General features: G+C 38.2%; 11 protein-coding genes. All 11 read right to left on the reverse strand.

The genetic code is table 11. The features are described 5' to 3' along the window. Nucleotides 1–844 precede the first annotated feature (844 nt). The 11 genes from nrdR to citZ all read right to left on the reverse strand — a co-directional run bounded on the left by nrdR (nucleotide 845) and on the right by citZ (nucleotide 13,536). The gene (gene nrdR, locus ASE01S_RS12495) at nucleotides 845–1,315 is read right to left on the reverse strand and encodes a transcriptional regulator NrdR (RefSeq protein ID WP_067842898.1); all 471 of its coding nucleotides are present in this window, start codon (nucleotides 1,313–1,315) and stop codon (nucleotides 845–847) included. Between the two features lie 47 nt (nucleotides 1,316–1,362). After that, nucleotides 1,363–1,749, reverse strand: a complete 387-nt coding sequence (locus ASE01S_RS12500) for a cytosolic protein (protein WP_067842901.1) — start codon at nucleotides 1,747–1,749, stop codon at nucleotides 1,363–1,365. A gap of 216 nt (nucleotides 1,750–1,965) precedes the next feature. After that, nucleotides 1,966–2,346 (reverse strand): adenosylmethionine decarboxylase, encoded by a 381-nt coding sequence (speD, locus tag ASE01S_RS12505; protein WP_067842904.1) that lies wholly within the window; start codon nucleotides 2,344–2,346, stop codon nucleotides 1,966–1,968. A gap of 565 nt (nucleotides 2,347–2,911) precedes the next feature. Further along, nucleotides 2,912–3,508, reverse strand: a complete 597-nt coding sequence (gene coaE, locus ASE01S_RS12510; protein WP_067842907.1) for a dephospho-CoA kinase — start codon at nucleotides 3,506–3,508, stop codon at nucleotides 2,912–2,914. 176 nt (nucleotides 3,509–3,684) lie between these two features. After that, nucleotides 3,685–4,317 carry a sporulation membrane protein YtaF gene (gene ytaF, locus ASE01S_RS12515; protein WP_245630378.1) on the reverse strand — a complete coding sequence of 211 codons (633 nt, stop codon included), beginning with the start codon at nucleotides 4,315–4,317 and terminating at the stop codon, nucleotides 3,685–3,687. Nucleotides 4,318–4,403: 86 nt separating this feature from the next. Further along, the gene (gene mutM / locus ASE01S_RS12520; protein WP_067842910.1) at nucleotides 4,404–5,234 is read right to left on the reverse strand and encodes a DNA-formamidopyrimidine glycosylase; all 831 of its coding nucleotides are present in this window, start codon (nucleotides 5,232–5,234) and stop codon (nucleotides 4,404–4,406) included. A gap of 14 nt (nucleotides 5,235–5,248) precedes the next feature. Next, entirely contained in the window at nucleotides 5,249–7,891 is a 2,643-nt protein-coding gene (gene polA, locus ASE01S_RS12525) for a DNA polymerase I (protein ID WP_067842912.1), read from the reverse strand. Nucleotides 7,892–8,260: 369 nt separating this feature from the next. Continuing rightward, nucleotides 8,261–9,646: a two-component system histidine kinase PnpS gene (pnpS, locus tag ASE01S_RS12530; protein WP_067842915.1), complete on the reverse strand. Its 1,386-nt coding sequence runs from the start codon at nucleotides 9,644–9,646 to the stop codon at nucleotides 8,261–8,263. Next, nucleotides 9,643–10,338 (reverse strand): response regulator transcription factor, encoded by a 696-nt coding sequence (locus tag ASE01S_RS12535; RefSeq protein ID WP_067842918.1) that lies wholly within the window; start codon nucleotides 10,336–10,338, stop codon nucleotides 9,643–9,645. Before ASE01S_RS12535 ends, pnpS begins: the two co-directional genes overlap by 4 nt. A 764-nt stretch (nucleotides 10,339–11,102) precedes the next feature. Further along, nucleotides 11,103–12,374 (reverse strand): NADP-dependent isocitrate dehydrogenase, encoded by a 1,272-nt coding sequence (gene icd, locus ASE01S_RS12540; protein WP_067842920.1) that lies wholly within the window; start codon nucleotides 12,372–12,374, stop codon nucleotides 11,103–11,105. A 46-nt stretch (nucleotides 12,375–12,420) separates the two neighbouring features. Then, nucleotides 12,421–13,536, reverse strand: a complete 1,116-nt coding sequence (gene citZ, locus ASE01S_RS12545; protein WP_067842924.1) for a citrate synthase — start codon at nucleotides 13,534–13,536, stop codon at nucleotides 12,421–12,423. Between the last annotated feature and the right edge of the window lie 310 nt (nucleotides 13,537–13,846).

A 13,846-nucleotide genomic window follows, 5' to 3' on the forward strand; every position in this document is an offset into this window, starting at 1 on the left:
TGCGACACGATGTCGCAAACTTAGTCAGCTTCCTCTCTCCCTCACTGAACGTTAGTTGAACCAATCGGGCCGTTACTGGCTGTTGGATCTCCCATCTAGAAATAACATGTTCCCTTATTTCTTGAAGTGGGAGGTTAACAAAAGCCCTTCGATGGGGCGAGTAATCGCAGCCCCAACCAGTTACACTGCGATAAATTAGATCTTAGACGATCGAAAATGCTGTTCAACATTTAAGTATAGATTAAATTCTCTTCCTCTAGCATAATCGTTAACATTCAATTGTTCAAGCTAGCAAGAGGCAAAACTATAAATAAAATGAAACTTCGTTCAGTGGGGGTTTCAACGCATAGGATGTGCTCGTGCAGACGTTGCGACACGACGTCGCGAACTTAGTCAGCTTCCTCCCCCCACTGAACGTTAGTTGAACCAATCGGGCCGTTACTGGCCGTTGGATCTCCCACTTAGACATGACGTGCTCCCTTATTTCTTGATGTAGGAGGCTTACAAAAGCCCTTCGATGGGGCGAGTAATCGCAGCCCCAGACAGTTACACTGTGATAAAATTATAATCAAGTTAATTATGAATTCACTTGATAGATATTGAATTCTTAGCATTCCTGAAATTTTTGTTAGATATCAGATAATTTCCACTTCTTATCGGCTCTTTTACATACTGTTTTTCAGCAAGCTAACCATCATTAAAATACTCGTTTTCTTCATTTCTTCGTTAAGTCTTTAAAAATTCTACCATCGACTAATGTTATTATTCTATCTTTATGGTTTTAGACTATCGTCAGTTTCATTTTTAAAACAACAGCTATAACTGAAAAAAGAGCCGTTCTGGCTCATTTTTCGGGTTTATCAGAATGTTGAATTAAATCCTTTAATTCATCGAGAAAAACATTGATGTCCTTGAACTGTCGATAGACTGAGGCAAACCGAACATAGGCTACCTCATCAATGGTAGCTAATCCATCCATGACTAGTTCTCCTACATCCTTACTTTCAATTTCTGCAACTCCTCGACTACGCAATTCTCTCTCCACATCAAGGGCTAGTTCTTCTAATTGCTCCAGTGAAACAGGTCTTTTTTCACAGGCTTTAATTAAACCACGAATAAGCTTTTCTCGACTAAAGGTTTCACGTACTCCTTCTTTTTTAATAACGATTAGAGGAATTTCCTCAACACGCTCAAAGGTTGTAAATCGGTAGTTACAGGTCTCACATTCACGTCGTCTGCGAATGGCACCACCTTCTTCAATCGGGCGTGAATCTAATACACGAGTATGCTTATGTTGACAACTTGGGCATCGCATTTTCTTCCACCCCCATCTCATTAACTTATCTTAGATCAACCCATGCTTTAACTTTTCATATCGATAAGTGTCATATGATTTTTTAAATCCTGATAAAGCTTTTTAATTAGATTATGACTAAAGCCCAAATCAAGAAAACTTCCCTCAGTTGTTATTGAGAAATCAACAGCCGTTCTTAATGGCTTTACCATGATAACTGTCACTATGATAAAGGCACGGCGTTTGCCACGGTAATTAATACTTATTTCACCATGTGGCTCTGAGGTTGCTAACACCTGACAGCCTGGTTTTCTTTTAAAATAATCTACTAACGTATCAAACGCTTTATCCTTAGTCGTTTTAAAATAGTGGGTTCGAAGCTCTGGATCCCAATGCTTTTCACCTGTTTCTGAATGATTGTTAAAATACTTGTTTAATGTTTCCTTAAAGCCCATTACTACACCTCATTATTATAAAATAGATTCCCTTTATGTATAGCGATATCGTGTGTTTACTTAGGGCTATTTTAACATATTTTAGCTAAGAAAACGATAACAATGCAAAAGTTCTTGGAGAAACGACTAAGTCTAATTTGTTAGCTTCACGATAGCAAAAGACCTATCTACTCATCTTATCGATCACGAGTAGATAGGTCATTGTTACGAACTTTATTATAAAGCAGCCTGTTGTTTAGGCACTTGAATCGGACCTATACCACGAGGTACTTCAATTTTTTCACACTTTTTTGCCTCAATAGCCTCTGAAATATAATTACATGCCACATTCGGGTCTATTACATCACCACATGTATAAACATCTATACTGGCATAACCATGCTCTGGAAAGCTATGAATGGTTAAATGCGACTCTGAAATAATGACAACTCCACTTACGCCCTGTGGCGCAAATTTATGAAAAGCAACTTCTCTAATCTCTGCACCTGCCTTTAAGGCGGCATTGACAAAGATTTGTTCAATCTTGCCCATATCATTCAGAATCTCAATATTACAATCCCACATCTCAGCAATAACATGTCTACCCATTGTATCCATTTTGAAACTCCCCCTACTTTTACTAATTTTAAAAATGGTTGCCTGATATGCCACGGGGGAAAGTTAGTCCAGAGAGGTCCTAACCCTTTAAGCAAATCATGTGCACACTTTTGCAGCTATATTCCATAAGATACACGTTCTAACTAAAATTATGCTCGTGCAGAAAAAGTATATATCGAAATGATAGCTTTGGCAAGATTTTTCGCGAATTTTTTCAAGAATTTTATTGCTTTAACCAAGGCAAAACCTCTACCTAGAAAGGTAGAACCATTTCTAAGCAGAGGAGTCTCTTTTCTAAAAAGCGTGATAGTAGCATAATAAAGTGAAACTTCGTTCAGTGAGGGTTTCGACGCATAGGATGTGCTCGTGCAGACGTAGTGACACGATGTCGCGAACTTAGTCAGCTTCCTCCATCCCCCACTGAACGTTAGTTGAACCAATCGGGCCGTTACTGGCTGTTGGATCTCCCCTCTTAGACTTGACATGATCCCTTATTTTAGAAGGGGGCGTCTTACAAAAGCCCTTCGATGGGGCGAGTAATCGCAGCCCCAGCCAGTTACACAGCTTAAACCTTTAATTGCCCTATGATTTGATCATATTGGTGCTCAGTTTGTTCGAGTGCACCACTATTATCAATGACAAAATTAGCCCATTGGGCTTTCAATTCAATCGATATTTGACTATTAATCCTTGCTTCAGCTTCTTGCTTGGTTAACTGATTGCGCTTCATAAGTCGTTTGACTTGGACATCCACAGGTGTATAAACAACGATAACCTGATCAACAAGGTGAGTTAACTCATTCTCATATAATAACGGAATATCCAGCACAATTAAATGAGGTTGTTGCTTTATTAAGGCATCACGCTCCGCTATTATTGCATCAGTGATCGCTGGATGGACAATCTGATTTAAGGCTTGTCGTTTGATCGGATCATTGAAAATAAGCTTAGCTAGCTTTTTTCGATCCAAGGTTTGGTCGGCTTTAAGCAAATCATGTCCAAACGTTTTGATAATTTGTTTATAGGCATCCCGATCAGGTTCAACAACTTGACGTGCAATCTGATCAGCATCTACTACTGGGATTCCGTCATTGTTAAATAGAGTTGCTACTGTACTCTTACCAGTAGCAATACTCCCTGTTAATCCAATTATCTTTGTCATCTATCTTCACCTTCGTTATCAAAATCAAATCTGCCTTGGCGTATTGGCGCCCAGATTTTATCGAGCTTCGTCCGCTAAAAACTGTCGTATCCGCCGAGCCTTTAACTTTACTCAGCAGGGATAAACAGACAAACAGACATTTATCTCACCACTTTAAAAGTGACTTTTGCTGAAAGTTAAAAAAATAAACGGCTGAGGCCCAATAAAATTAATAATAGGCCTGGTAAGTATCTTATTTGGTTAGGCATCACGACGGACGAGCATTTACACCCTACGTACAGCCCTAATCTAAGAAAAAGGATGGTCATTAATGTGATTAATCCAGCTGCTAACCAAGATGTTCCGGTCAATGCCGCCCCGATCCCTGCCGCACTTGCATCTAATGATAATGCTAAGCCAAGAAATAAGGCTTCCATACCGGAAATATGACCAGAGCGATCAAGGTCAGCTAGAATGGGCTTCTTTAAAATTTCTATAACTAAGCCTAATTTCTCCAATTCAAAGCGATAACGCATCGTTCGCTCTGCTTTTTGAACCGGTCTATCAAAGGTATAAACACTATATATGCCTAAACCTACTAACAAAAAGGCACCTAGGTAGTTAGTAAACTGTTCAGTTACAACCAAGGCGATAAGCTCACCAATACTCATCGCTAAGGCAAAAACAATTCCTGAGCAACACCCAATAATGATCATCGTCTGCCGAGATAATTGGAGTTGCTTCAAGCCATAGCCAAACGCAACCATAAAACTGTCCATACTAACTGCAAAAGCCAAAACAAATAGGGAGAGTATATTTATCATCTCCATATGCACCCTCTCCAAGCTCAATTAGTAAACCTGGGATAGTATATGGGCTTTATGGCAAGATGTGAATGTTGGCTTGGATAGTTAGACTATTTGAGAGGCTGACAACTTGGACAAAGGTGAGTGCCTCGATTTGATACTTTAATTTTAATAATGGTATCGCCACATCGTTTACATGGTTTATCGGTTTGTCCATAAGCAAAAAGCTGCTGTTGAAACATACCAATCTGGCCTTGGCTATTAACATAGCTTCGAATGGTCGTCCCACCCTGCTTTACTGCCTCTGTAATGGTAGCTTTCGCCTCCAGCAAAATCGTATTCACTTGGTCTCTTGTTAGGTCTTTCCCTTTTGTAAGTGGGTGGACTTTGGCACGATATAGTGTTTCATCAACATAGATATTGCCTAAACCAGCAATCACATACTGATCTAATAAAATATTTTTGATCGCTCGCGTGCTTTGCTTAATTTTAGGAAAGAGTTGATCAATATGATAGCTTGGCTCAAACGGATCGGGCCCTAATACACTTAATGGCTTTGTTAAATATTGCTCTCCCTTGCGATATAAGTGCATGGTGCCAAATTTACGGACATCATGATAATGTAGTGCTTTCCCACTTTCAAATTGAAAAATGACATGTGTATGCTTGTCTATTGGTTCAGTATTCGGGTAGACACCATATTTCCCCTCCATGCGCAGATGGGAGACCAGTGCATAATCCTCTAATTCAAAAATGAGAAATTTACCTTTACGTTGAATATCTAAAATAACTTGATCAATCAAGGCATGCCTAAATTGTTCAGTATCTGATGGTGTTTTAATAATTTTGGGCCAACGAATTGTAATGTCCTTAATACGCTCATTTATAACGAGTTCTTTTAAGGTTAGTCGAACGGTTTCGACCTCTGGTAATTCTGGCATGTTCTCTATCTCCCCTACTTAGCATCATACCAGGTTGATCCATAGGCATAGTCAACCTTTAATGGTACATCTAGCTTAACTGCATTCTCCATAATCTCTGGTACAAGCTGTTTTAATTTCTCAATCTCTGATTTTGGTGCTTCTAATATTAATTCATCATGTACTTGTAATATAATCCGAGCTGATAACCCCTGATACGCCAAGGCAAAATCAAGATCAATCATTGCTTTTTTTATAATATCAGCTGCACTACCCTGTATTGGTGTATTCATTGCAGTCCGCTCAGCAAAGCTACGTTGATTAAAGTTCCGACTAGTAATTTCAGGCAAGTAACGTCTACGTTGCATCAAGGTTTTCACAAATCCCTCTTGTTTAGCCTGTAGAACAATACGATCCATGTAATCCTTTACTCCTGGGTAGCTAACGAAATATCGATCAATAAATGCTTTGGCCTCTTTTCTTGTAATACCTAAATTTTGTGATAATCCATAATCACTAATGCCATAGACAATACCAAAGTTGACGGCCTTTGCTTGTCTCCTCATTAAATCATTGACTTGGTCCATCTCTACATGGAAAACATCCATTGCTGTTTGAGTGTGAATATCACGATCTTCTTTGAATGCCGCAATTAATTTCTCATCACCCGCAATATGGGCAAGGACACGTAGCTCAATTTGCGAGTAGTCTGCTGCAAACATGACCCAATCTTGTTCACTTGGAATAAAAGCTTTTCTAATTTTACGTCCTTCTTCCAATCGAATTGGGATATTTTGAAGATTAGGATCAATTGAACTTAATCGCCCAGTTTGTGTTAAAGCCTGATTAAAACGTGTATGAATTTTATTATCATCATGAATAACTTTTAACAGACCTTCAATATAGGTAGATTGAAGCTTCCCTAATTGACGATAAAGTAATAGCTTAGCAATGATCGGATGTTTATTCTCTAATTGTTCTAATACATCAGCTGAGGTAGAATAGCCTGTTTTTGTTTTTTTGATTACGGGTAAACCTAGTTTCTCAAACAAAATCGGACCAAGCTGTTTAGGTGAGTTTAAGTTAAAGCGCTCGCCTGCCAGCTCGTGTACCTCCTGCTCAATTGTTTCTAAACGTTCCTTAAGTTCAATCTGCATATCTTCAAGTTGTTGTTGATTGACACGAACGCCTTGAGCTTCCATTCGACCTAAAATTATCGCTAATGGCAGTTCTAACTCATTTAATAATGCTTCTTGTTGATTTTCTTTTAAGGCCTGTTTAGCCTTGTCTTTTAAAAGATAAAGTGCCTTGGTCTTTCTAACCACATGCTCTGCTAAAATAGGTAAATCTGGTATTTTGAGCTTTGCCCCTTTTCCATATATCTCTTCATCAAACAAAACATTTTGATAACCTAGACGATGACTAATCGCTGGAATGTCATGATTATTCTCAGATGGATTAATTAAATATGAAGCTAACAATAAATCAAATCTTATTCCTTTTACCTTTATTCCATGACGTAGCAGTGCCACGGTAACTTGCTTTGAATCAAAGCTGATTTTCGTTTGTTTCGGATCTTCTAGCCAAGTCTTAAGTGAATCTGAATTTAAGGCAATGTCAGCTGGAATAAAGTAGTGGTGATCAGCATTAACAATACCAATCCCTTCAATATTAGCAAGATGATAATTATCATCTACCATTTCAACGACTAACGCTTCATGACCTGAGAACTGAATATCTTCAACCTGTTCAATGATCTCAACTGGGATATCCGTTAACTGATTAGATTTATTGGCGTCAGCCTCTTCACTAGAACCGATGGTATCTAAGAGTGATTGAAAGCCAAGATTCTTAAATAACGAGCTTAGGCGATTAGAATCATAACCCTGGTAATCAATATCATCTACCTTTATCGTAATTGGAGAAGCACAATTGATTGTAGCAAGCTCTTGACTCATAAATGCTTCATCTTTATGCGCCATTAATTTTTCTTGAAGCTTTTTCCCTTTTACCTGATCTATATTCCCATAAATATGCTCAAGGGTTTCGAATTGATTTAATAGTTTAATCGCTGTCTTTTCACCTACTCCAGGTACACCTGGAATATTATCAGAACTGTCTCCCATTAAGGCTTTCATATCAATAATTTGTTCCGGCTTCAATGTTAACTTTTCAAGCAATAACTCGGGGGTGTAGACATCCACTTCGCTTATGCCTTTACGTGTAATGTGTACTTGGACATGGTCTGAGACAAGCTGCAGCATATCCTTATCTCCAGAAATAACACGAACATCGAACCCTTGTTTAGTGGCTTCATGTGACAATGTACCAATAATATCGTCGGCTTCATATTGGTCTAACTGATAATACTTAATCGAACTTGCATCAAGTAATTCACGGACAAGATTAAACTGTTCCGATAATTCTGGTGGCGTCTGTTGTCGCCCCCCTTTATAATCCCCATATGTTTGATGACGGAAGGTTGTCTTCCCTGCATCGAAAGCAACCAGTATATGGGTCGGCTGCTGTTCCTCTAATACACGTAACAACATTTTAGTAAAGCCGAAAACCGCATTTGTATATACCCCTTTATCATTACTTAGTAAAGGTAAAGCAAAAAAAGCACGATATAGGATGCTATTTCCATCAATTAAAATCAGCTTGTTTTTCTGCGTCATTAAAAAATTCCTCCATCTTTATTACTTTATAGTTTATTCTATCATGTTTCTTTATCATTGCCTAAAAAAAGTACGGTTCCAAATATAGTCAAAGCATAAGCAAGTAGTTATAATGAACAATTTTTCGATATCCTTTCCAGTAACTTGAATGACTCGTTCTTTTCTTAATTGACAAATATAAGATTTTCAAGCAAAAAAAAAAGCCCTTAAAGGGAGTTAGATCAAAAAGGGTTATATGAAAGGAATTTCCTCCCCCACCTTCATTATCAGGAGGTAGGGGCATCTTTTACTGATTCCAAATTATAGTACAGTTACAGTGATAGGCACTTTTTAAATCATTAGTCGATCATCCCGTAATAGTCTTCTTTTTTAGTGATTATTTAGTGTGAGGGGAATAGAAACGGTAAATGTCGATCCCGCATCAAGCTCACTTTCGACTTGGATAAGTCCATCATGAGCCTCGAGAATATGCTTAACAATAGCTAGGCCTAGACCTGTACCGCCGGTATTTCGACTACGTGCTTTATCGACACGATAAAAGCGCTCAAAAATTCGATCAATGAGTGCTTTAGGAATTCCAATACCTGTATCAGAAACTTGAACTTCTAACCACTGATCCGTCTGCTTAGCTCTAAGCAAGATGGTTCCACCTTCACTCGTATAATTTATCGCATTATAAAGTAAGTTCAGAAAAACCTGCTTTAATCGTGGCGCATCACCTGTCAAAAACAATTCATTGGCAACCTCAAACTTAATTTCGATCGCCTTTTGCTCTGCTTGACTACGGACAATTTCAACACTATCTGACAATAATTCAGTCATATTTACTTTGGCAATTTTTAAACGAAATTCTTCCTTTTCTAGTTTAGAAAGCTCAAGTAAATCATGAATGAGTGCCTGGAGACGATCACTTTCCTTATAAATGATCGTTAAAAACTTACGTTGCAACTCAATATTAGTCAGCTCGTCATCCAATAGCGTTTCAGCAAAACCTTTAATGGAGGTAATCGGTGTTTTTAACTCATGTGAAACGTTTGCTACAAAATCCTTACGCATTTGTTCAACCTTTTTTAAATCCGTTATATCATGGAATACGAGGACAACGCCACGTAGTTCTCTTGATTCATTAAAGAATGGCGCACCGACAAACTCTAAATGGCTAACTTGTCCATCCTTTGATTGGGTAATCGATCCTTTTACTGTCTGTTCGTATAAAAACGCCTCTTGTACTGCTTGGTATACTTTTTGCTGATCCATCACATGATAGTAAATTTTATTATGGTAGGCTTCTTCAGTTTTACCAAATTGCTCGATAAACTTCCGATTCACCAAATGAACATAACCTTGCTCATCTATCAGCATAAGCCCACTCTCCATATGGTCAATAACCGTATGGAGTTGGCGACCGTGCATTTTTTCCTGGCGATTTAAGTATTGTAGATTGCGAGCCAGCTGATTGACTGACTGAGCTAATCGACCGGTCCCATAATGATAGCTCTCAAAAGCTCTTGCTTTATAGTTTCCCCTAATTAATTCTTGTAATGTACCAGTTATTTGATGAACAGGCTTAATATAATTTAAATATATTTGGTAAAACAAGACAACAACAACAGCTAGTCCCCCAACCAGTATCAAGGTTGCAATAACCCGATCACCACCACTTGTCAGCGGTAAAATTAGGGTAAGTAAAATAAGAAATAATAAGGTCACAATCAAGCTATAAACAAAGAACAAATTTGCTCTTGTTTTTTTCATTTAGCAGGTTCCTCCATTTTATAACCCAGCCCTCTTATGGTTTTGATATAAATAGGTTGCTTAGTATCTGGCTCAATCTTTTCTCTTAAATGACTGACATGGACATCAACAATTCGGGTATCACCACTAAAGTCATAATTCCAGACGGCACTTAACAACTGATCTCTTGAGAGCACTTTGCCTTTGTGACGAGCTAGATATAAAAGCAATTCGAATTCTTTTCGGGTAAACGTTAGCAGCTCATCATTAATCATAGCTTCATACTGTTCAGGATAAATAGTCAAGTTACCAATACTTAAGTGAAGTGGATCTGTGTCAGATTTTTTATTCGTTCGTCTTAGAATCGCTTTAATGCGTGCCACGACTTCTTTTGGACTAAACGGCTTTGTTAAATAATCATCAGCACCAAGTTCTAAGCCTAGTATTTTATCAAATTCATCATCTTTGGCCGTCAGCATAAGAATAGGCGTGTCTACTTTTTGCTGACGAAGCTGCTTACATACCTCAGTTCCCTCCATCTCCGGAAGCATAAGATCTAATATAATAAGATCAAAGGTCTGCTGAGTGGCCATTTTCAAGGCTTCAACCCCTGTTTGAGCAACCGACGTTTTAAAGCCAGCTTTCTCAATATTATATTGTAATAAGGTTACAATTGATTCTTCATCATCCACAATTAATACCTTCTGATTCATATGAAGCCCCCCTTATCTGTTCTATTCCAATCATACCGTGAAGCAATCAAATTGTGAATAGAAATCAATTATAAATGTAACGCCCTCTCTGTTAATTTTTCTTTACAATATAAATTGTATGTAAAAATTGTTCAATTATTTTTGTTATTAACCAAATCCAACCTATCATTTCCTTATATTTTATACCGATGTTTTTTAAACAGATAATTGAAGCTACGTTAATTATTTGGACTTTTTCTAAATTAAAGTTATCATTTAAGCGTCTTTGGCTGAATGATTAGGTCTTGATTGGCCACAAACGTCTAATCCTAGTTGACTTAGTTACAAAACAAAGGTGCTAGTCTAAAACAGCTTAATACACTTGCCGATACTTATCATCTAGTATTATACATAAAGTGAAACTTCGTTCAGTGGGGGTCGCGCATAGGATGTGCTCGTGCAGACTTTGCGATACGACGTCACGAACTTAGTCAGCTTCCTATCCCCCGCTGAACGTTAGTTGAACCAATCGGGCCGTTGCTGGCTGTTGGATCTCCCACTCAGACATGACGTGTTCACTTATTTCTTAAAGGAGGAGGCTTACAAAAGCCCTTGGATGGGGCGAGTAATCGCAGCCCCAGCCAGTTACACTGCGATAATTTATTCTCTCACCACTTATAACAGTGGCAGACTTCTGCTGAATGAAGTTAAGAAACCCCCAAAAGTTAGCTTTTTTTCAGTCTAACTTTTGGGGGAACTGATATTGTCGACAGTTTTGCATTCTTTTAATTCATATTGTTAATTAAAGCATCTGCAAATTCAGATGTTTTGACTTCTGTTGCTCCTTCCATTAACCGAGCAAAATCATAGGTCACTACTTTTGAGCTAATTGTCTTGTCCATTGCAGAGGTAATTAAGTCAGCCGCTTCCTTCCAGCCTAAGTGCTCAAGCATTAATACACCAGACAAAATAACAGAAGAAGGATTCACTTTATCAAGACCAGCATATTTAGGTGCTGTACCATGAGTTGCCTCAAAAATAGCATGGCCTGTCTCATAGTTGATATTAGCACCTGGTGCAATTCCAATTCCTCCAACTTGAGCAGCAAGAGCATCCGAAATGTAGTCACCATTTAAATTCATTGTAGCAACTACATCAAACTCTTTTGGACGTGTTAGTATTTGTTGTAAGAAAATATCAGCAATTGCATCTTTAATAATGATTTTTCCAGCTTGTTCAGCTGCTTTTTGAGCTTCGTCTGCTGCTGCGCGTCCTTCTTTTTCAACAATCTTATCATATTCAGCCCAAGTAAAGACTTGATCACCATATTCTTGTTCTGCTAATTGATAGCCCCAGTTTTTAAAGGCGCCTTCAGTAAATTTCATAATATTACCTTTATGAACAAGCGTTACACTTTTACGACCTTCTTTAATCGCATAATCGATAGCTGCTCGAACAATGCGCTTTGTTCCTTCTTCAGAAACAGGTTTAACGCCGATACCAGAGGTTTCAGGGAAACGAATATTCGTTACACCCATCTCTTTTTCAAGAAAGTCAATCACTTTCTTTACTTCTTCTGAGCCTTTTTCCCACTCAATCCCTGCATAAATATCTTCCGTATTTTCTCGGAAGATCACCATATTTGTATCTTCAGGACGCTTTACTGGTGAAGGAACACCATCAAAGTAACGAACAGGGCGAAGACAAGTAAATAAATCCAACTTTTGACGTAAAGCAACATTTAATGAACGGATACCACCGCCGATCGGTGTAGTCAAAGGCCCTTTGATTGCAATTTTGTAATCACGGATTACCTCTAATGTTTCCTCAGGTAGCCATTCACCTGTTTGGTTAAATGCTTTCTCTCCTGCTAATACTTCTTTCCATACAATACTTTTTTCTCCATGGTAAGCTTTCTCTACTGCAGCTTCTAGGACACGACTAGAAGCAGCCCAAATATCAGGACCGGTCCCATCCCCCTCAATAAACGGAATAATGGGATGGTTAGGTGTTTTAACTTTTCCATTTTCTACAGTAATCTTTGTTCCATTAGTCATCATTGTTTCCTCCTATATCTATAATGTAAATGTTTTCTAACCAAGATTATCGGTTAGAAATAGGTTGATAGATTTGATCAGCTGGACCAACATATTCAGCTCTTGGTCTTATTAATCGATTATTGTTGTACTGTTCAAGCATATGGGCAACCCAGCCAGAAGTACGACTCATAGCAAAAATGGGGGTAAACAAATCATGATCAATACCCAGACTATGATAGGCAGAGGCAGAATAGAAATCAACGTTTGCCGGCAAACCTTTCTCACGCTTAATATAGTCTTCTATCTTAACCGATATCTGATACCATTTCTCTTGACCTGCACGCTCCGATAATTTCTTTGCCATCTCCTTCAAATGCTTCGTCCGTGGATCTCCTGTTTTATAAACTCGATGTCCCATCCCCATAATTTTTTCCTTATTCGCTATTTTTCGCTCAATATACGGGATGGCCTGATCAATCTCACCAATTTCCATAAGCATATTTATAACTTGTTCATTAGCCCCACCATGCAAAGGTCCTTTTAATGCTCCAATGGCTGCGGTTAATCCAGAATAGAGATCGGATAATGTTGCGACACAGACACGAGCAGTAAAAGTCGAAGCATTTAATTCATGATCTGCATGTAAGACTAGTGCTTTATTAAAGGCCTCTACTTCTAGTGGATCAACCTCTGATCCCTTTAACATATATAAGAAATTCTCAGCATAACCCAAATTCGGCTTAGGCTTGATCAACTCTTTTCCAGCTCTCAACCGAGCAAAAGTGGTAATAATCGACGCAATCCTTGCCTGTAGTCTAATCGCTTTGCTAAAGTTAGCTTCGGTCTCTATTTTGTCTGCTTCGCTATCATATAAGGCTAAAAGTGAAATGGCTGTGCGTAACGCTGACATTGGGTGTACTTCTTTTAAGTTCATCTGTTTAAAGTGTTCCAACATTTGTTCTGGTAAAGCCATTTCCTCAAATAGCTTATTTGAAAATTCAGCTAATTCGCTTTGTGTTGGCAATCGCTTGTGCCACAATAAATAAATGACTTCTTCAAAGCTAGCTTGTTCCACTAGCTCATCGATATTATAACCGACATATGCGAGTTGATCATCAATGATTGAAGTAATATCTGATTCGGCAACAATAACACCTTCTAATCCTTTAGATGTTGTCATATAGCTTCTCCCCTTTACCCAGAAAATTAATAACAGTAACTCTAGTTTTCACACGGTAAGTTTTATCTTTTTAAGTTGTTGGTTTTCAAAAGTTTCCAAATGAAAAGTATGCTAAAACCTATTATTTGGTTGGCTCTCTTAACAACCTTGTATCGTTAAGGTTGATAGGACGATTTCCTGTTTAAAAACGGTCATAGCTTATTTCTTTGACAACAAAGCTCGTGCCTACTGCCGTTTAAAGCCATCTTTAATCTAGAGATTTAATCAGATCATATACTAACCTTTATAGGTTAGCTGTTTAAACAGCACC

It is taken from the genome of Amphibacillus sediminis NBRC 103570 (assembly GCF_001552275.1).
Taxonomy (GTDB): domain Bacteria; phylum Bacillota; class Bacilli; order Bacillales; family Amphibacillaceae; genus Amphibacillus_B; species Amphibacillus_B sediminis.